At 63.4% G+C, this 17,815-nt stretch carries 17 protein-coding genes; 8 read left to right on the top strand and 9 right to left on the bottom strand.

The window, feature by feature from the left end:
* Window positions 1-55: 55 nt before the first annotated feature.
* Both K2U94_RS04385 and K2U94_RS04380 read left to right on the top strand, forming a co-directional pair.
* Window positions 56-1,978: an ABCB family ABC transporter ATP-binding protein/permease gene (locus tag K2U94_RS04385; protein WP_243066043.1), complete on the top strand. Its 1,923-nt coding sequence runs from the start codon at window positions 56-58 to the stop codon at window positions 1,976-1,978.
* Between the two features lie 168 nt (window positions 1,979-2,146).
* Window positions 2,147-2,485, top strand: coding sequence for a P-II family nitrogen regulator (locus tag K2U94_RS04380; protein WP_243066042.1), 339 nt, complete (start codon window positions 2,147-2,149; stop codon window positions 2,483-2,485).
* A 100-nt stretch (window positions 2,486-2,585) separates the two neighbouring features.
* Here the strand turns inward: K2U94_RS04380 and K2U94_RS04375 are convergent, their stop codons facing one another.
* The gene (locus tag K2U94_RS04375) at window positions 2,586-3,599 is read right to left on the bottom strand and encodes a polyprenyl synthetase family protein (protein ID WP_243066041.1); all 1,014 of its coding nucleotides are present in this window, start codon (window positions 3,597-3,599) and stop codon (window positions 2,586-2,588) included.
* A gap of 157 nt (window positions 3,600-3,756) precedes the next feature.
* On the opposite strand from K2U94_RS04375, the gene K2U94_RS04370 reads away from it, so the two are divergent.
* A complete protein-coding gene (locus tag K2U94_RS04370) occupies window positions 3,757-3,981 on the top strand; it encodes a putative signal transducing protein (RefSeq protein WP_243066040.1) in 225 nt (74 codons plus the stop codon).
* Window positions 3,956-4,717 carry a tRNA1(Val) (adenine(37)-N6)-methyltransferase gene (locus tag K2U94_RS04365; protein WP_243066039.1) on the top strand — a complete coding sequence of 254 codons (762 nt, stop codon included), beginning with the start codon at window positions 3,956-3,958 and terminating at the stop codon, window positions 4,715-4,717. The genes K2U94_RS04370 and K2U94_RS04365 overlap by 26 nt, the downstream gene beginning before the upstream one ends.
* Window positions 4,718-4,757: 40 nt before the next feature.
* On the opposite strand, the gene K2U94_RS04360 is transcribed toward K2U94_RS04365, so the two are convergent.
* A complete protein-coding gene (locus tag K2U94_RS04360) occupies window positions 4,758-5,093 on the bottom strand; it encodes a hypothetical protein (RefSeq protein ID WP_243066038.1) in 336 nt (111 codons plus the stop codon).
* A 499-nt stretch (window positions 5,094-5,592) separates the two neighbouring features.
* On the opposite strand from K2U94_RS04360, the gene K2U94_RS04355 reads away from it, so the two are divergent.
* Together K2U94_RS04355 and glyS are read left to right on the top strand one after the other, a co-directional pair.
* The gene (locus K2U94_RS04355) at window positions 5,593-6,528 is read left to right on the top strand and encodes a glycine--tRNA ligase subunit alpha (RefSeq protein ID WP_243066037.1); all 936 of its coding nucleotides are present in this window, start codon (window positions 5,593-5,595) and stop codon (window positions 6,526-6,528) included.
* A 121-nt stretch (window positions 6,529-6,649) separates the two neighbouring features.
* A complete protein-coding gene (gene glyS, locus K2U94_RS04350) occupies window positions 6,650-8,887 on the top strand; it encodes a glycine--tRNA ligase subunit beta (RefSeq protein WP_243066036.1) in 2,238 nt (745 codons plus the stop codon).
* Between the two features lie 111 nt (window positions 8,888-8,998).
* Here the strand turns inward: glyS and K2U94_RS04345 are convergent, their stop codons facing one another.
* Together K2U94_RS04345 and K2U94_RS04340 are read right to left on the bottom strand one after the other, a co-directional pair.
* Window positions 8,999-9,547, bottom strand: a complete 549-nt coding sequence (locus tag K2U94_RS04345) for a pyridoxamine 5'-phosphate oxidase family protein (RefSeq protein ID WP_243066035.1) — start codon at window positions 9,545-9,547, stop codon at window positions 8,999-9,001.
* An 80-nt stretch (window positions 9,548-9,627) separates the two neighbouring features.
* Complete coding sequence (locus tag K2U94_RS04340) at window positions 9,628-9,996, bottom strand: MmcQ/YjbR family DNA-binding protein (RefSeq protein ID WP_243066034.1); 369 nt, start codon at window positions 9,994-9,996, stop codon at window positions 9,628-9,630.
* 64 nt (window positions 9,997-10,060) lie between these two features.
* On the opposite strand from K2U94_RS04340, the gene K2U94_RS04335 reads away from it, so the two are divergent.
* Window positions 10,061-11,029, top strand: coding sequence for a KpsF/GutQ family sugar-phosphate isomerase (locus K2U94_RS04335; protein WP_243066033.1), 969 nt, complete (start codon window positions 10,061-10,063; stop codon window positions 11,027-11,029).
* A gap of 96 nt (window positions 11,030-11,125) precedes the next feature.
* Here the strand turns inward: K2U94_RS04335 and K2U94_RS04330 are convergent, their stop codons facing one another.
* From K2U94_RS04330 to K2U94_RS04315, 4 genes are read right to left on the bottom strand one after another with little or no spacing between them, the layout of a single operon-like run.
* Window positions 11,126-12,781: an ABC transporter ATP-binding protein gene (locus tag K2U94_RS04330; protein WP_243066032.1), complete on the bottom strand. Its 1,656-nt coding sequence runs from the start codon at window positions 12,779-12,781 to the stop codon at window positions 11,126-11,128.
* Window positions 12,781-13,878, bottom strand: coding sequence for an ABC transporter permease (locus K2U94_RS04325; RefSeq protein WP_243066031.1), 1,098 nt, complete (start codon window positions 13,876-13,878; stop codon window positions 12,781-12,783). The genes K2U94_RS04330 and K2U94_RS04325 overlap by 1 nt, the downstream gene beginning before the upstream one ends.
* Window positions 13,878-14,978: a microcin C ABC transporter permease YejB gene (locus K2U94_RS04320; RefSeq protein WP_243066030.1), complete on the bottom strand. Its 1,101-nt coding sequence runs from the start codon at window positions 14,976-14,978 to the stop codon at window positions 13,878-13,880. The genes K2U94_RS04325 and K2U94_RS04320 overlap by 1 nt, the downstream gene beginning before the upstream one ends.
* Window positions 14,978-16,849 (bottom strand): extracellular solute-binding protein, encoded by a 1,872-nt coding sequence (locus K2U94_RS04315; RefSeq protein WP_243066029.1) that lies wholly within the window; start codon window positions 16,847-16,849, stop codon window positions 14,978-14,980. Before K2U94_RS04315 ends, K2U94_RS04320 begins: the two co-directional genes overlap by 1 nt.
* A 94-nt stretch (window positions 16,850-16,943) precedes the next feature.
* Between K2U94_RS04315 and K2U94_RS04310 the strand changes: the two genes are divergently transcribed.
* The gene (locus K2U94_RS04310) at window positions 16,944-17,369 is read left to right on the top strand and encodes a hypothetical protein (RefSeq protein WP_243066028.1); all 426 of its coding nucleotides are present in this window, start codon (window positions 16,944-16,946) and stop codon (window positions 17,367-17,369) included.
* Window positions 17,370-17,387: 18 nt separating this feature from the next.
* Here K2U94_RS04310 and K2U94_RS04305 read toward each other — a convergent pair whose 3' ends face one another.
* On the bottom strand, window positions 17,388-17,762 hold the full coding sequence (locus K2U94_RS04305; RefSeq protein WP_243066027.1) for a SpoIIAA family protein: 375 nt from the start codon (window positions 17,760-17,762) through the stop codon (window positions 17,388-17,390).
* Window positions 17,763-17,815 lie beyond the last annotated feature (53 nt).

Below are 17,815 nucleotides of genomic sequence, written 5' to 3'. Positions count from 1 at the left end.
CCAAACTGGTCTTATATGGCGGAGCACAACGATCTCCTCCAACCAGAAGGCGGGAATGCGAAGGCAAGGCCAGCAGGCGCCGATTGCAGACAGAAGCGTCCGGCTCGCGCCGGTTCTCCGCGAACTCTGGCCCTATGTCTGGCCGAGCGGGCGTCCCGATCTGCGGCGCCGGATTTTCGTGGCTCTCGGCCTGCTCGTTCTCGCCAAATTCGCGACGGTGGCGACGCCTTTCGCCTTCAAATGGGCGATAGACGCCCTGGTCGCGATGACGAAAGGCGGCGCTTCCGCCAAGACCCTCGCCGGCCCGATCGCGCTGACCTTCCTCTATGGCGCGCTACGCGTGGTCATGGCCGGCCTGACCCAGGCGCGCGACGGGGTTTTCGCCGATGTCGCGATGAATGCCGTCCGCCGTCTCGCGGCGGATGTCTTCGTCCACCTCCACGCCCTGTCGATGCGCTTCCATCTCGAGCGCAAGACCGGCGCGCTGACCCGCGTGCTGGAGCGCGGCCGCAACGCCATCGAGACGCTCACGCGGATGGTGACGCTCAACGGCCTGCCGACGGCGCTGGAATTCACGCTCATTCTCGGGGTGATGCTGTTCCATTTCGACTGGCGCTATGCGGCGATCACGCTCGCGACCATCGCCGCCTATCTGAGCTTCACCCGGCTCGCCACCAACTGGCGCATCGGCATCCGCCGCTCGATGAACGAAAGCGATTCCGACGCCAATTCCAAGGCGATCGATTCGCTGCTCAATTACGAGACGGTCAAATATTTCGGCGCGGAACGGCGCGAGACCGCGCGCTACGACCGCTCCATGGCGCGCTACGAGCGCAACAGCGTGAAAAGCTATGTCTCGCTCGCCGTGCTCAATTTCGGCCAGGCCTTCATCTTCACCCTCGGCATGGTTTCGCTGATGGCGCTGAGCGTGACGGGCATCCGCGCGGGGCGATACAGCGTCGGCGATTTCGTCATGCTCAACGCCATGCTGATCCAGCTCTACCAGCCGCTCAATTATATGGGCCTGCTCTATCGCGAGGTAAAACAGGCGATCGTGGACATCGACATGATGTTCGAAATCCTGAAACAGCCCAACGAAATCGCCGAGGCGCCCCACGCGCCGCCGCTGCGGGTGACTTCAGGCGTCCTGCGTTTCGAGAACGTCCATTTCGCCTATGATCCGGCGCGGGCCATCCTGCGCGGCGTCAGTTTCGAGGTTCCCGCCGGCCGCACCCTTGCCCTCGTCGGCGCCTCGGGCGCCGGGAAATCGACGATTTCACGGCTGATCTTCCGCTTCTTCGACCCCCAGCACGGCCGCATCCTGATCGACGGCCAGGACATAGCCAAAGTCTCGCTCGCCTCGCTGCGCGGCGCGCTCGGCATGGTGCCGCAGGACAATGTGCTGTTCAACGACACCGTCCGCTACAATCTCCTCTATGGCCGTCCCGACGCGACCGAAGAGGAGATGCGCGAGGCCGCCCGCCTCGCCCAGATCGACAAATTCATCGAAAGCGCGCCGGGCGGCTATGAGGCCCAGGTCGGCGAGCGCGGCCTGAAACTTTCCGGCGGCGAAAAGCAGCGCGTGGCCATCGCCCGCACTTTGCTCAAGGCGCCGCCGATCCTCGTGCTCGACGAAGCGACGAGCGCCCTCGACACCGTGACCGAGCGGGACATCCAGGGCGCGCTCGACGAAGCCGCGCGCGGGCGGACCACGATCGTCATCGCCCATCGCCTGTCGACCATCGTCCATGCCGACGAAATCCTGGTGCTCGACAAGGGCAAGATCGTAGAGCGCGGCAGCCACGAAAGCCTCCTCGCCCTCGACGGCGCCTATGCCGCGCTGTGGCGCCGCCAGTTGCGCGAACGGGACGAAGCCGAGGCTTCGCCGGAGGAGGCGGCGCCGGCGGTGACCGCGCCTGAGGCGGAAGACATCCGCCACGACCGCGACGAGGCGCTGCTCAGGGCCTCCGAAATATAGGATTTGCCGGCCTATCCCGGCGCCGAGGAATTCATTGCCGCACAAATCCGTGCTTATTTGAATCTTATGCCAAAAAAATTGCGTTTTCATATATTTGAGAGCAGGATCAACAAATATCCGGCGGCGAGAATGCAGGCATAACCTTGGCGTTACGTTAGGAGCGGCGCCATGAAACTGATCATTGCCATCATCAAACCCTTCAAGCTGGAAGAGCTGCATGCGGCCCTGACCGCGCACCAGGTCACGGGAATGACGGTCAGCGAGGTGAAGGGCTACGGACGGCAAAAGGGGCACAAGGAAATTTATCGCGGCGCGGAATATTACGTCGAGACAATCCCCAAGCTCAAAGTGGAGATAGCGGTTGCGGCCGAGCAGGCCGACGCCATCGTCGAAACCATCATGCGAACCACGCGCACCGGCCAGATCGGCGACGGCAAGATCTTTGTCGTCGACGTCCAGCGAGCCTATCGCATCCGCACCGGCGAAACGGATCAGGCGGCGCTGTGAGGGCGGCGGTCGTCGGCATTTCGCCGACTGTCCCGAAACCAGCCGATTTCGTGTTTGGAACGTCCTTCGCCGCGAAGCGGCGCAACAAACGAAACCGGCGTCAGTGCGCCCGGCCGATACAGAAATCGACCGCGTCGAGCAGCGCCTTCTTCCAGGGAGAATCATTGAATATCCCGAGGGCGTCGCGGGCCATGGCGCCGTAATGACGGGCGCGCTCGACTGTATCCTCGAGCGCGCGATGCTTCTTCATCAGCGCCAGCGCATTTTCGAGATCGCCTTCGGCGCTCTGGCCCTCTTCCAGCGCCCGCTTCCAGAAGGCGCGCTCGGATTCCGAGCCGCGCCGGAAGGAGAGGACCACCGGCAGAGTGATCTTGCCCTCGCGGAAATCGTCGCCGACATTCTTGCCGAGCTTGGCCGACTGGCCGCCGTAATCGAGCGCGTCGTCGATGAGCTGGAAGGCGATGCCGAGATTCATGCCATAGGCGCGGCAGGCCTCGATCTCGGCCTTGGGCCTGGTTGCGACGGTCGGGCCCACCTCGCAGGCCGCGGCGAACAGCTCCGCGGTTTTGGCGCGGATCACCGCGAGATAGGCGTCCTCGGTGGTCTGGGTGTCCTTGGCGGCGGAAAGCTGCATCACCTCGCCTTCCGCGATGACGGTTGCGGCGACCGAGAGCACGTCGAGACAGGCGAGCGAGCCGACCTCGACCATCATGCGGAAAGCCTGGCCGAGGAGGAAATCGCCGACGAGCACGCTCGCCTCGTTGCCCCACAGCATGCGCGCCGCGAGTTTTCCCCGGCGCATGTCGCTCTGGTCCACGACATCGTCATGGAGCAGGGTCGCGGTATGCATGAATTCGACCGCCGCCGCGAGTTTGACGTGGCCTTCGCCTCGATAGCCGGAAAGACCCGCCGCGGCGAGCGTGAGCATCGGCCGCAGGCGCTTGCCGCCCGAGGAAATCAGATGTTTGGCCACTTCCGGGATCATCGCGACGTCGGAGCCGGTGCGCGCGAGAATGGTCTGGTTGACCCGGTTCATATCCTGCGCGACGAGGGCGGCGAGCCGCTCCAGACCGGATTCGCTGGATTTTTCGTCGAAAGGTATGACCAGACCCAAGGCGCGTTCCTCACTCTGCAGCGGGCGCGACCATAGTGCGCCGGGCGAAAAAGGGAAAGCCGCTTTTTCGCCACGAAGAGGGCGGCAAGCCTCGCCGCCGGATATTGCCAGCCTCTTCGCCCCGTCCTAAAATTTGGCGACCTCATCGGGCCGCGAAATGATCGAACTGCTGCGCACCAACGACATCGTGCTGATTTCCGCCATCGAGGCCCTGCTGCGCGAAGCTGGCGTCTATTATTTCGTCGCCGACCAGAACATGAGCGTGCTCGAGGGCTCCGCCGGCTTCCTGCAACGCCGGGTTTGCGTCGCCGACGACGAGGCGGACAGGGCGCGGCGCCTGCTGCGGGAGGCGGGTTTTGGCGACGAATTGCGCGAGGCCTGACCCGGACGGCCTGTTCGACGGCGGCCTTCTGTTGCATCAGCCGGCGCGCGGCCATCGCGTCGGGGCGGATGCGGTTCTGCTCGCCGCCGCCGCGCCCGCCGTCCCGCGCGGCCTCATCGTGGACGCCGGCGCGGGCGTCGGCGCCGTCGGCCTCGCCCTCGCGCTATGGAACCCGCTGGCGCAGGCGGCGCTTCTGGAAAAGAACCCCGCCGCCGCCGCGCTCGCCCGGCAAAACATACCGCTCAACGGATTGGAGGGCCGCGCCCGCGTGGTCGAGGCCGACCTGTTCGACGTCGCTGCGCGCAAGGCCGAGGGGCTCGCCGAGGCCGCCGATCTGGTCGTCACCAACCCGCCTTATCTTGCCTGCGGCGCGGCGCGGTCCTCGCCCGATTCCGATCGCGCCATGGCCCATATGCTGGACGAGGGCGGGGCGGAAAAATGGCTGCGCGCCGGGCTCGCCCTGCTGCGCCCCGGCGGAATTTTCGTGGCCATTCATCGCGCCGACGCGCTCGCCGATCTATTGGCCGCGCTCGAGGGGCGGCTCGGCGAACTGCGCGTACTGCCGATTTTTCCACGCGAAGGCGAAAAGGCGGTTCGGGTGATCCTGCGCGGGCGAAAAGGCTCGAAGGCTCCGCTTGCCCTCCTGCCGGGCCTCGTCCTGCACGAGGCCGACGGGCGGTTCACGCCAGCGGCGGCCGCAATCCACCGGCAAGGCCGGCGGATATTTCCGGACTGAATCGAAAACCGGCCCGCAGGCCGGTTCGCGACAGCTCATTTCATTGATAGCAGTAGCGCACCCGGCGCCAGCGCAAGCCATAGCGCGTATGGACGCGCACGCGGCGGATGTAGCAATGGACATAGATCGGAGCGCTGTATACGGGCGCGTCGTAATAGTCGTCGTCCCAACCCCAGCCGGCCCCCAACCCCAGCCGGTACCCCCAACCCAAGGCCGGAGCGATCACCGCGCCGCCCCAAACGGGGGCCGCCCCAGCCGCCGCCCCAGCCGCCGCCGCGCCAACCGCCGCCACGAAAGCCGCCGCCATGCCAACCGCGGAAACCGCCGCCGCGAAAGCCGCCACCGTGGAAACCACCGCCATGGAAACCACCGCCATGGAAGCCCCCGCCATGAAAGGCGAAGGCCGGTTCGGAGAGCAGGAGCGCGCCGGCCGTCATGGCCGCCAGCGACGCCGCTTTGATCAATTTGTTCGATAACGCCATAGCGAAACCTCCTCGAACCCGATTCACGGGACCATGTGCTGGCGCCCCTGAACCAGACCTGAACGCAACGGCCACGCTTTCGTTCCCGGAGGCGCGCAGGAGGCGTGGATTCCGGCGGAAGGGGCGGCGCCCCGCCCGAGAGCCTGGACGCCGCCAAAGTTGGGTATCGACCCGGGCGACGATCGTCGCCCGGCGCGGCGACGTCGGCAATATTCGCAAACGTGCCGGCGCCGGCCGCCGCCGCGGTCCCAACGCAGGTCCTATATCGCTGTTCCACAATGAAATAAATTTTAGGAAAAGCGCCGCGCCGCGCCTGTGTTGACCGGCCCTGCCCCTCCCTTTAGGTTGCGCGGCCAACCCAAATGGGCCCCAAAGCGAGCCTTGGACCGCGCAATGAGCCAGACTGCCGCCGAAAACCCCTCACTCGACCCGAAAAAGAGTTTTCAGGGACTGATCCTGACCCTGCAGAATTTCTGGGCGCGGCAGGGCGCGGTCATCCTTCAGCCCTATGACATGGAAGTCGGCGCCGGCACCTTTCACCCGGCCACAACCCTGCGCTCGCTCGGCAAAAAGCCGTGGAAAGCGGCCTATGTGCAGCCCTCGCGCCGCCCCAAGGACGGCCGCTATGGCGAGAACCCGAACCGCCTCCAGCATTATTATCAATATCAGGTCATCCTCAAACCGAGCCCGGACAATCTGCAGGAGCTTTACCTGCTATCGCTCGCCGCGATCGGCGTCGATTCCGCGCTTCACGACATCCGCTTCGTCGAGGACGATTGGGAGAGCCCGACCCTGGGCGCCTGGGGGCTCGGCTGGGAATGCTGGTGCGACGGCATGGAAGTGTCGCAGTTCACTTATTTCCAGCAGGTCGCGGGCGTCGAATGCGCTCCCGTCTCGGGCGAGTTGACCTATGGGCTGGAGCGCCTCGCCATGTATGTGCAGGGCGTCGAGAACGTCTATGACCTGAATTTCAACGGCCTCGACGGCGACGACCGCATCACTTACGGCGACGTGTTCCTGCAGGCCGAGCAGGAATATTCGCGCCATAATTTCGAAGCCGCGAATGTCGAAAAGCTGTTCGGCGATTTCGCCCGCGCCGAAGAAGAATGCAAGGCGCTGCTCGCCTTCGGCGAACAAGGCGACGCCAAGCATCATCTCATGGTGCTGCCAGCCTACGATCAGTGCGTCAAGGCGAGCCACGCCTTCAACCTGCTCGACGCGCGCGGCGTGATCTCGGTGACCGAGCGGCAGAGCTATATTCTGCGGGTGCGCGAACTGGCCAAGGCCTGCGGCGCCGCCTGGATGAAAACCGAGGGCGGAGGTTTTTGAGGTCCACCCCTCGCGACGGCTCGGCCATAGCCCTTCGCAAGATGGACGTCACCAGACCGGAAGTCGCATTCGCTCCCGAAAAGCCGCCCACCCGCCTCCCCTTCCTTTCGTAAAGTCCGTCATGTCCGACCTTCTGTTCGAACTTTTCTCCGAGGAAATTCCGGCCCGAATGCAGGCGCAGGCCGCCGCCGACCTGAAAAAACTCGTCACCGGCGCATTGATCGAACGCGGCCTGACTTTTGAGGCGGCGGAAAGTTTCGTCACGCCGCGACGTCTGGCGCTGAATGTCGTCGGCCTGCCCGCGCGACAGCCCGACCAGCGCGAGGAAAAGAAAGGCCCGCGCGTCGGCGCGCCCGACGCCGCGATCCAGGGCTTTTTGAAAAGCGCCGGGCTGGCCTCTCTGGACGAGGCCAGGATCGAGACCGACAGGAAGGGCGGCCAGTTCTATCTCGCCGTGATCGAGCGCGAAGGCCGGGCGACGCTCGACGTGCTGGCCGAAATCCTTCCCGACGTCGTGAAAAATTTCCCATGGCCCAAATCCATGCGCTGGGGAGCGCTGTCGGCCGAGCCGACCGCCCTGCGCTGGGTGCGCCCGCTCCATTCCATTGTCGCGACTTTCGGGCCGGAAACCGAAGACCCGGAGATCGTGCCGTTCGAAATCGGCGGGATTGCTTCCGGCAATGTCACTTACGGCCATCGCTTCATGGCGCCGCAGCCGATCAAGGTGCGGCGCTTCCATGATTATCTTATAGGGCTCCAGGCCGCCAAAGTCGTGCTCGACCCCGCGCGGCGACGCGACATCATCCTGCATGACTGCAAGGACCACGCCTTCGCACAAGGGCTGGAGCTGGTCGAGGACGAAGGCCTGCTGCACGAAGTTGCGGGCCTCGTCGAATGGCCGGTCGTGCTGACGGGCGAGTTCGACAAGAGCTTTCTGGACATTCCCGACGAGGTGATCCGCGCCACCATCCGCGCCAACCAGAAATGTTTTGTCCTGCGCGACCCCGAGACGGCGCGTCTCGCCAACAAGTTCCTGCTGGTGTCGAATGTGATTGCGAGCGACGGCGGCAAGGCGATCGCCGCCGGCAATGCGCGCGTCGTGCGCGCGCGCCTTTCGGATGCGCTCTATTTCTGGCAGACCGATCAGGCGCCTTTGCCGGACTTTTCGGACCAAGGCAAGCCGCTCGACCAGCGCCTCGCGAAATTGCGGGCGCTGAACATCGTGTTTCACCAGAAGCTCGGCACGCAGGGGCAGCGGGTGGACCGGATCGTCGCGCTAGCGCGCCAACTGGCGCCTTTGGTCGCCGCCAATCCCGAAAAGGCGGCCCGGGCGGCCGAATTGGCCAAGGCCGATCTGGTTACTGAAGTGGTCGGCGAATTCCCCGAGACCCAGGGCCTGATGGGCCGCTATTACGCCGAACTGCAAAACGAGGATGGCGAACTCGCCGCCGCGATCGAGGACCATTACAAGCCTCAAGGCCCGAACGACCTGATTCCCGCCGCGCCGGTGAGCATCGCGGTTGCGCTCGCCGACAAGCTCGACACGCTCGTCGGCTTCTGGGCGATCGACGAAAAGCCGACCGGCTCCAAGGATCCGTTTGCTTTGCGGCGTGCGGCGTTGGGGGTGATCCGGATTATTCTCGAGAACGGGCTGCGGCTGAAGCTTGGATATTGGATAAATGGAGGCCTCCATTCATTCACGTGGATACTGCAGCGCCAAGAATCTGTAGAAAATAATGCTCGTATATTCGCACTCGGCGGTGTGCCAGTAGATCCCACACCATCAGAAGAAGCCCGAGAAAAATATTCGCCATACGAGGCAGATTCAAAGACTGTCGATTTGTTAAATTTCTTCGCCGACCGCCTCAAGATCTATCTCCGCGACCGCGGCGCGCGCCACGACCTGCTCGACGCCGTCTTCGCTCTGGGAGAGGATGATCTGGTCATGATCAAGTCCCGCATCGACGCGTTGGAAAATTTCCTCAAGACCGAGGACGGCGCGAGCCTCCTCGCCGGCTACAAGCGCGCCGCCAATATTCTAAAGGCCGAGGAGAAGAAGGACGGCGCCGGCGCCTTCGAAAAACATCCCGAGCCCAATTTGCGCATCGAGCATGAGGAGCATGTTCTGGCCGCCGCGCTCGACCGCGCCGAGCGCGAGGCGCAGGAGGCGGTGAAGGCCGAGGATTATGAGGGCGCCATGCGCGCACTCGCCAAATTGCGCGCGCCGGTCGACGGCTTTTTCGACAAGGTCACGGTCAATTCGGAAAACCCCGATCTGCGCCGCAACCGCTTGCAAATGCTCGCGCAACTGCGCCGCGCCATCCACAGCGTCGCCGATTTCTCGAAGATCGGCGGCTGAACGGATTCATGTTGTTTCTCATTGATCGCGACTCGTCGCGATCAATGAATCCCTCGCATCAGCTCGGCGTCGCATTCGCTCCTGACCGGTTCTCGTTAACGAGAACCGGCGTCATTCCTCCAGCACGCCGGTCGGCAGGCCGTCGAAACTCAAGCTGTTCTTCTCGCGCCAATAGGCGCGAATGCCCTCGTCGCCCTTGCGCTCGGCCCATTTCACCAGCGTGTCGCGCTGGCCGGCGAAATCCATCAGCGGCACGCCATAGCCGCAGGAGGTGATGATCTCCTCCACCGCGACATCCACGATCTGCCGCCTGCCCGGCAGGTCCGCGAAAAAAGGCGCCAGTTCGTCCCAGCCGGGACCGCCGACGCCGATCGCTTTGCCCTTGCCGTAAAGCCGCAGAATATTGGGCGGGCCCGAAAAGGCGCAGAACATCAAAGTGATTCGGTCGTTGAGGCGCAGATGGGCGGCGGTCTCGTTGCCGCTGCCGGTGAGATTGAGAAAGGCGACGCGGCGCGGCCCGAGCATCGCGAAAGTCCCGTCGAGCCCTTTGGGGCTGAGATTGACCCTTCCCTCAGGCCCGGCGGTGGAGACGAAAAAGATTTGTTGCCCTGCCATGAAGGAGCGCAGATTTTCGTCGATCGCCTCGTGCCTCTTGGCCATGGCCTGTCCTTAAATTATTTGCCCTTGCATAGGCAAGGGCGCCCGCCGGCGCCGGTCGGCGCGGATGCCCTCCGCCCTCTTCAAGAGCCGGCGGCATTGTCTAACCCCAGCTCCAGCCGCTTCTTGCGGCTCAGTCCCGCGGCGACGAGAACATAGGACGCGCGGATCAGATCGCGCAATTCTTCTCCGTCCACGTCGAATCCCTGCGCCTGAATCCATTTCAGTCCGCGCGAGGCGAGATAGGGCGCGGGCCGAAAGCCGGGCCTTTCGGGGAGAACCATGAAAGCGATTTCGCTCGCCTTGAAGGAAAAAGCCGGCGCCTCTTCCGTGCCTCCGCCGATGCAAAAGACCTTGCCGCCAACCTTCCAGACATGATGGCCGCCCCATTGCACGACATGGGTCGTCGCCGGCAGGGAAGCGCAGAAGGCGTTATATTCGTCGTAAGTCATGGCTGAATTTGCCGTTCCAGCCTCAATGTTATACGGATCGCGGCCTCAACGAAAAGAGGCCTGCATGAACAGCATCGCGCTCGAAGCCGCCCAAAGAAGCGTCGAAATCGAAGCAGCCGGCGTCGCCAGCCTTCGCGCCGCGCTCGACGGCGAACTGGGCGCGGCGCTGGAAAAGGCGATCGCGACCATCCGCGCGGCGCGCGGGCGCGTGATCGTGAGCGGCATGGGCAAGAGCGGCCATATCGGACGCAAGGTCGCGGCGACCCTGGCCTCGACCGGAACGCCCGCCTTTTTCCTGCACCCGGCCGAAGCGAGCCACGGCGACCTCGGCATGGTGACCCAGGACGACGTGGTGCTCGCCTTTTCCTGGTCGGGCGAGACAGTGGAACTCGCCGACCTCATCGAATACGCCAAGCGTTTCGCCATTCCGCTGATTGCCGCCGCCTCGCGGCGCGACAGTGCGCTCGGGCGCGCCGCCGACATTCTGCTGGAATTACCGCAGGTCGAGGAGGCCTGCCCCAATGGCCTCGCGCCGACGACTTCCACCACCATCCAGCTTGTGCTGGGCGACGCCCTCGCCGTGGCCCTGATCGAGGATCGCGGCTTTTCGGCGCAGGATTTCCGCCAGTTCCACCCCGGCGGCAAGCTCGGCGCGCGGCTGCACAAGGTGGACGACCTGATGCACGCCGGCGAGGACATGCCGCTCCTGTCCGAGAGCGCCGCCATGAGCGAGGTGATCCTGACGATGACCGGAAAAAGATTCGGCTGCGTCGGACTCGTGGACGACAAAGGCCGGCTTTCCGGGATCATCACCGACGGCGATCTGCGCCGTCACTGGAGCGATCTGCTCCAGGACAAGACCCCGCGCGAGATCATGACCCGCGCGCCGCTGACCGCGCCGCGCGGCGCTCTGGCCTCTTCCGCTCTGGAGACCATGAACCGGCGCAAGATCACGGTGCTCTTCATCGTCGAAGACGGCAAGCCGGCCGGCATTTTGCACATCCACGATCTTTTGCGCGCGGGCGTGGCTTGAGCGCGGTCACGCCGTCCCAATAGCCTTCTCCATCGAACGGCCGCGTCTGGAACAGCTGCGACGGCGCGGCGCACGCGAGACCGACGACCATCGCCGCTATGAAATGACGGAGGGATGACGGGACGGGCTGTCGCCAACGCCATTCGAGATATCCAGGTCGAAGGCGGCGGCGAACAATTCCTTTGTATATTTTTCCCGCGGCTTCGCAAAAATCTCATCCGCCGCGCCCTGCTCCACGATTTTGCCGTCGCGCATCACCGCGATTTGCGAGGCCAGCGCCTTCACCACCTTGAGATCGTGGCTGATGAAGAGATAGGACAGTTCGCGTTTGATCTGGAGGTCGCGCAACAAATCGACGATCTGGGCCTGGACGGAGCGGTCGAGCGCCGAGGTCGGCTCGTCGAGCACGATGATTTCCGGATCGAGCGCCAAAGCGCGGGCGATGGCGATGCGCTGGCGCTGGCCGCCGGAAAATTCATGCGGATAGCGGTCCATGGTCGCCGGATCGAGCCCCGTGTCGGCCAGCGCCCGGGCGACCACGGCGCGGCGTTCCGGCGCTGACAGGCCCCTGTCCTGGATCAGCAGGCCTTCCTCGACGATCTCGGCGACGGAGAGGCGCGGCGACAGCGAACCATAGGGATCCTGGAAAACGATCTGCAACTCTTTGCGCAGGGGCCGCATCTGACGGGCGGACAGGCCGTCGATATTGCGGCCGAGATAAAGAACTGGCCCATCGGAGCGGATCAGGCGCAGAAGCGCGAGGCCGAGCGTCGTCTTGCCCGAGCCCGACTCGCCGACGAGAGCAAGCGTCTGGCCTTTTCGCAACGCGAGCGACACGCCGTCCACCGCCTTCACATATTCGGCCGCGCGGCCAAAAAAGCCCTTTTTTATCGGGAACCACACTTTCAGATTTTGGGTCGCCAGCACTTCCTTCGCATTGGGATCAGCCTGCGGCGCCGCGCCGCTCGGCTCGGCGGCGATCAGCATCTTGGTGTAGTCATGGCGGGGCGCGGCAAAAATCTGTTCGGTCGCGCCGGTCTCGACCACCAGGCCCTGTTTCATCACCGCGACCTCATCCGCCATGCGGCGGACGATGCCGAGATCATGGGTGATGAACAGAATCGCCATGCCGTGACGTTGTTGCAGGTCGCGCAGCAAGGTGAGGATTTGCGCCTGAACCGTAACGTCGAGCGCGGTGGTCGGCTCATCGGCGATGAGCAGATCCGGATTGTTGGCGAGCGCCATGGCGATCATGACGCGCTGGCGCTGGCCGCCGGAAAGTTCATGCGGGAAGGCGTCGAGCCTTTTTTCCGCATTCTGCAGGCCGACCTCCTGCAGGAGTTCGAGCGTGCGCGCGCGGCGCTTTTGCCGCGAAGACATGCCGTGAACTTCCAGAATTTCGCCGATCTGGCGCTCGATCCGGTGCAAGGGATTGAGCGAAGTCATCGGCTCCTGGAACACCATGCCGATCCGCGCGCCGCGCAAGGCGCGCAAAACGGATTCGTCGGCTTTCAGCAGTTCACGGCCCTGAAAACGGATTTCGCCGCCCAGGATTTTCGCGCCCGGCGCCAGCAGCCGCACGATGGAGAGAGCGGTGACAGATTTGCCGGAGCCCGACTCGCCGACGAGGCCGAGCGTGCGCCCGCGCTCCAGCCGCAGCGACGCGCTCTCGATCGCGAGCGACTCGCGGCCGGTCGGCCCGAAACCGACGCTGAGATCCCTGATTTCCAGCAGCGGCGCATCCGGGGCCATCAAAAGCCCTTTCTCGGATCGAAAGCGTCGCGCAAAGCCTCTCCGGTGAAGACCAGCAGCGACAAAGTGACCGCGATCACCGCGAAGCCCGACAGGCCGAGCCAGGGCGCCTGGAGATTGCTCTTGCCCTGCAACAGGAGTTCGCCGAGCGAGGGCGAGCCGGGCGGCAGGCCGAAGCCCAAGAAATCAAGAGAGGTCAGCGTGATGATCGAGGAACTGAGAATGAAGGGCAGGAAGGTCAAAGTCGCCACCATGGCGTTGGGCAGGACGTGTTTGACCATGATCTTGCGATCGGGAAGGCCGAGCGCCCGGGCGGCGCGGACATAATCGAAATTGCGGGCGCGCAGAAATTCGGCGCGCACGACATGGACCAGATTGACCCAGGAAAAGGCGAGCAGGATGAAGAGCAGGACGAAAAAGCTCGGCGTGACGATGGCCGAGAGGATGATGAGCAGATAGAGGCTCGGCAGCGACGACCAGATTTCGATGAAGCGCTGGAACAGAAGATCGGTCAAGCCGCCGAAATAGCCCTGGATCGCGCCGGCGGTCACGCCGACCAATGAGGATATGCCCGCGAGCAGCAGGCCGAACAGCACCGAAATGCGGAAGCCATAGATCAGCCGCGCGACGACGTCGCGGCCCTGGTCGTCGGTGCCGAGCCAGTTCCATTCGATCTGGCTGCAATTTTGCGCCTTCCCGCCCGAAAAAGTCTTGCCTTGGGCGCATTGCTTGTTGGTCAGCATCCAGGTCGGCGGCGAGGGCGCCGGCACGGGCAGCGCGAAATTATGGGTGTCGTAGGAATAGCGGACCGGCGGCCAGATCAGCCAGCCATGGGCCTCGATTTCCTTGAATATCACCGGATCGCGATAATCGGTCTCGGCCAGGAAGCCGCCGAATTTGTCTTCCGGATAGTTGATGAAAGTCGGAAACAGCAACTCGCCCTTGTAGGAGGCGAGGATCGGCCTGTCGTTGGCGATGAATTCGGCGCCGAGCGACAGGATAAAGGCGATCAGGAACAACCAGAACGAGAAATAGCCGCGCCGGTTGCGCTTGAAACCCTCAAGGCGGCGGCGGCTGATCGGCGAAAGCGCGAACATCACGTCTCCCGCGTCTCGAAATCGATGCGCGGGTCGATCCACGCATAGGTCAGGTCGGAGATCAGATTGATGACGAGGCCGAGCAGAGCGAAAATATAGAGATTGGCGAAGACCACCGGATAGTCGCGGTTGAGGGTGGATTCGAAGGAGAGCAGCCCGAGTCCGTCGAGCGAAAAGATCGTTTCGATCAGCAGCGAGCCGGTGAAAAAGGCCGAGAGGAAGGCGCCGGGAAAGCCGGAAATCACGATCAGCATGGCGTTGCGGAAGACATGGCCGTAAAGCACGCGCCGCTCGGTCAGGCCCTTCATCCGCGCGGTGATGACATATTGTTTGCGGATTTCGTCGATGAAGGCGTTGCGGGTGAGGAAAGTGGTGGTGGCGAAGGCGCCGAGCGTCAGCGCCGAGACCGGCAGCACGATATGCCAGAGATAATCCTTGACCTTGCCCAACAAAGTGAGCTGCGCGAAATAATCGGAAGTGAGGCCGCGCAGAGGAAAAATCTGCCAGAACGAGCCGCCCGCGAACAGCACGATCAGCAGAATGGCGAAGAGAAAGCTCGGAATGGCGTAGCCGACGATGATGACCGCCGACGTCCAGATGTCGAAGGCCTCGCCCTCGCGCCTGGCCTTGGCGATGCCGAGCGGAATCGAGATCACATAAGACAGGAAAGTCATCCACAGGCCGAGCGACATGGAAACCGGCAGCTTTTCCTTGATCAAAGTGATCACCGGCTCGTCGCGAAAATAGGAGCGGCCAAAATTGAACGTCGCGTAATTGCGGATCATCAGCCAGAAACGCACGAGCGGCGGCTTGTCGAAGCCGAACTGCTTTTCCAGCTCCTTGATGAATTTGGGGTCGAGCCCCTGAGCCCCGCGATATTTGCCGGAAAATTCCGAGGCTGCGCCGCCGCGCCCGGCGGCGATCGCGCTGTTGGCCCCGCCGAAGCGCGCGGTCGCGCCGGAATCCTGCCCCTGGATTTGCGCCAGGACCCGCTCGACCGGCCCGCCCGGAGCGAATTGCACGATGACGAACGACAAAGCCAAAATCCCGAACAGGGTCGGGATCATCAGCAGAATGCGCCGCGCGACATAGGCCGCCATCAGCCCTTGGCCTTTGTCGCCGCGGCCTTTTCCGCATCCCACCACCACAGAGAGGAGATGCCGAGATCGAGCTTGGGCGTCTCCTTGGGCCGGCCGAAATCATTCCATGCGGCGATGCGGCGATAGGGCGAATACCAGTTCGGAATCCAATAGCGCCCGGCGCGCAAAACCCGGTCGAGCACGCAGCAGGTCACAGTCAGTTCGGCGCGCGACTGGGCCTTGAGCGCCTTGTCGACGAGAATATCGACCGCCGCGTCGTCGATGCCGCCGAGGTTCAGTCCGCCCTGGGTCTTGCCCGATTTGGAGCCGAAATAGGCCAGCAATTCGTCGCCGGGCACGCCGCCGATCATCTTGCGGTCCACGATCATGTCGAAATCGAACGTGTCGAGCCGCTGCTTATATTGCGCGGAATCGACGATCCGCATGCGCGGCGCGACGCCAAGCAGCTGCATGTTCTTGAACATGGGCTGCGCGACCTTTTCGAAAGCGGTCGTCGTTTCCAGAAATTCGAAGGCGAGCGGCGCCCCGTCGGGCAGCAGCAATTGCCCGCCCTGCCGCTTGCAGCCGGCGGCTTTGAGAAGCTCATAGGCGCGCTTGAGCAAAGTGCGATCCTGGCCGGAGCCGTCGGAAACCGGCGGGACGAAGGGCAGGCCGAACACCTCGTCGGGAACTTTTCCACGCAACGGCTCCAGGATTTTGAGCTCTTCCGGCGAAGGCAGGCCGACCGCCTTCATGTCGGTGTTTTCGAAATAGCTCACCGTGCGCTTATAGGCGCCGTAGAACAGGTTGCGGTTGTCCCATTCGAAATCGAGACAGCAGCCGAGCGCCTCGCGCACGCGGGGGTCCTTGAAGACGGGACGGCGCAGATTGAAGAAAAAGCCCTGAAATCCGGGGCTGCGCCGATCGGGAATCTCCATCTTGATCACGCGGCCGTCGCGCACTGCGGGAAAATCATAGCCCGTCGCCCATTCGGAAGCGGTCGAGGACTCGTGGAGGTTCACGGTTCCCGCCTTGAAAGCCTCGAAGCCGACCGCGCGCTCGCCGAAATAATCGTAACGAATGAGATCGAAATTGTTCTGGCCGACATTGACCGGAAGATCCTTGCCCCAATAATCGGGAACCCGCGCATAGGCGATGTAACGGCCCTGTTCGAAGGCCCCGATCTTGTAAGCGCCGGAGCCGAGCGGCGGCTGCATGCCCGAGCGGGAAAAGTCGTGGACCTTGTAGTAAGCCTCGGACAGGATCGGCTGGCCGGCGATATTGAGGATCGAATCGCGCCCGAAATTTTCGTGGAGGGACACGAGAACGACGTCGTTGGCCTCGGCCTCGGCCTTGTCGAGGTCGCGCAGCAATTGCTGGATCAGGGGATGGCCCTTTTCGCGCAAAATATTGAGCGAAAAGACAACGTCCTGCGCGGTCATCGGCGATCCGTCGTGAAACCGCGCCTCGGGCCGCAAGTGGAAACGATATTGGCGTTTGTCGGCGGAAATCTCGACCGCGCGCGCGACGAGGCCGTAAAGCGCATTGTCCTCGTCCAGGCTGCCGGCCATCAGGCTGTCGTTGACGATCGACAGGCCGATCGCCGGATTGCCCGCCAAAATATAGCCGTTGAGCGAATCATAGGAATTCGCCACCGCCTCCATCAGCAATTGACCGCCCTTGGGCGCGCCAGGTTCGGCATAGGGAAAATTCGGGAAATTCTCGGCCAGGTTCAGATCGCCGAAGGACGACAGGCCATAGGACTTGCGCCAGCTTTCCGACGAAGGCGCGGGCGAAATCTTGGCGTCGTCGGCGCGCGCGGACAGGCCGAACAGGGGCAGAGCGGCGGCGGAAAACATGGCGGCGCGCCGCGTGACGGTGAGATGTTTCAACAATGCCAGGGAGCCTCTGGAAAAGAGGGCTGAAAGATTCGCTGGCCATTATGTCGATTTTGCGCCGGCGCGTCGCCTCCAATTCGGAAGTCCAATGCGCAACGGCGTTGCCCGTGCCCGCTCCCCGACCTATATGTCGGATGTGTGGACCGGCCGAGCCATCGGCGAGGCGAATCCGCTGGGACGGCCCGCGCAGATCAATGAGTTACGGGAGGCGCTTGCGATGCCGGACAAAGAAATTCAGCAGCTCAACGAAAAGCTCGAAAAGCTTACCGAAGCTTTGCGCAAGCGCACCCGTGAATTCCAGGAAACCGGCAGCTTCTCCGATCTGCGGCGCAAATTCGCCAATGACATCGAAAAGAAAAACGACGCCCTGCGCGCCAAAATTTCGAAGGCCGCCCAGAACAAGGATTCCTGGGGCTTCGTCAAGGCCGAGCTGTGGCGCGACTATGAAGCGATGATGAATGAAATGTCGACTATCAACGCCAGCGTCGATTCGGACGCGCTCAAGAAATCCTGACGTCCCTGGCCCGCGCGGTCACTTCGTCTCCGGCGGCCGGGCGTTCCAGTCCTTGGCCGCCGCGAGCTCCGACCGCTTGAACAGCCGGAATTCGCAAGGATAGATCGGCGCGAACAGGCTTACGGCGGTTCGCAGCCACGCCTGATCGGCCACCACCGCCACGCGGCGAAAATCCTTCCAGTGGCGCAGGCCGACGCTGGCGTCGTCCCACATGGCTTCGAGATCGAACCCCTCGAAATCCTCGGCGATGGCGTAGATCATGCTGACCGGACCATGGGCCGCGGCCGCCTCCAGTTGCGGGGTCAAGGAATCCCGATAATCTGCATGGGTCACGCGCCCATGGGCCTCAAGGCCCAGAACGCCGGGGGGAAGCCCCTCGATCGTGCGGAACATTGCGGCCTCCTCGCTCGGATGGGGACCTTTGCGTCTCCCGGATGCATTCTAGC

The organism is Candidatus Rhodoblastus alkanivorans, assembly GCF_022760755.1.
GTDB classification, from domain to species: Bacteria; Pseudomonadota; Alphaproteobacteria; order Rhizobiales; family Beijerinckiaceae; genus Rhodoblastus; species Rhodoblastus alkanivorans.
This window is presented reverse-complemented; position numbering and strand designations above follow the sequence as displayed.

What these genes read in the sequence shown, in the direction of transcription:
- K2U94_RS04385 (WP_243066043.1), top strand. Translation starts at nt 56, where the DNA reads ATGCGAAGGCAAGGCCAGCAGGCGCCGATTGCAGACAGAAGCGTCCGG.
- glyS (WP_243066036.1), top strand. Translation starts at nt 6,650, where the DNA reads ATGTCCGACCTTCTGTTCGAACTTTTCTCCGAGGAAATTCCGGCCCGA.
- K2U94_RS04345 (WP_243066035.1), bottom strand. Translation starts at nt 9,547, where the DNA reads ATGGCCAAGAGGCACGAGGCGATCGACGAAAATCTGCGCTCCTTCATG.
- K2U94_RS04305 (WP_243066027.1), bottom strand. Translation starts at nt 17,762, where the DNA reads ATGTTCCGCACGATCGAGGGGCTTCCCCCCGGCGTTCTGGGCCTTGAG.
- K2U94_RS04370 (WP_243066040.1), top strand. Translation starts at nt 3,757, where the DNA reads ATGATCGAACTGCTGCGCACCAACGACATCGTGCTGATTTCCGCCATC.
- K2U94_RS04310 (WP_243066028.1), top strand. Translation starts at nt 16,944, where the DNA reads ATGCGCAACGGCGTTGCCCGTGCCCGCTCCCCGACCTATATGTCGGAT.
- K2U94_RS04355 (WP_243066037.1), top strand. Translation starts at nt 5,593, where the DNA reads ATGAGCCAGACTGCCGCCGAAAACCCCTCACTCGACCCGAAAAAGAGT.
- K2U94_RS04335 (WP_243066033.1), top strand. Translation starts at nt 10,061, where the DNA reads ATGAACAGCATCGCGCTCGAAGCCGCCCAAAGAAGCGTCGAAATCGAA.
- K2U94_RS04380 (WP_243066042.1), top strand. Translation starts at nt 2,147, where the DNA reads ATGAAACTGATCATTGCCATCATCAAACCCTTCAAGCTGGAAGAGCTG.
- K2U94_RS04325 (WP_243066031.1), bottom strand. Translation starts at nt 13,878, where the DNA reads ATGTTCGCGCTTTCGCCGATCAGCCGCCGCCGCCTTGAGGGTTTCAAG.
- K2U94_RS04340 (WP_243066034.1), bottom strand. Translation starts at nt 9,996, where the DNA reads ATGACTTACGACGAATATAACGCCTTCTGCGCTTCCCTGCCGGCGACG.
- K2U94_RS04330 (WP_243066032.1), bottom strand. Translation starts at nt 12,781, where the DNA reads ATGGCCCCGGATGCGCCGCTGCTGGAAATCAGGGATCTCAGCGTCGGT.
- K2U94_RS04360 (WP_243066038.1), bottom strand. Translation starts at nt 5,093, where the DNA reads ATGGCGGTGGTTTCCATGGCGGTGGTTTCCACGGTGGCGGCTTTCGCG.
- K2U94_RS04320 (WP_243066030.1), bottom strand. Translation starts at nt 14,978, where the DNA reads ATGGCGGCCTATGTCGCGCGGCGCATTCTGCTGATGATCCCGACCCTG.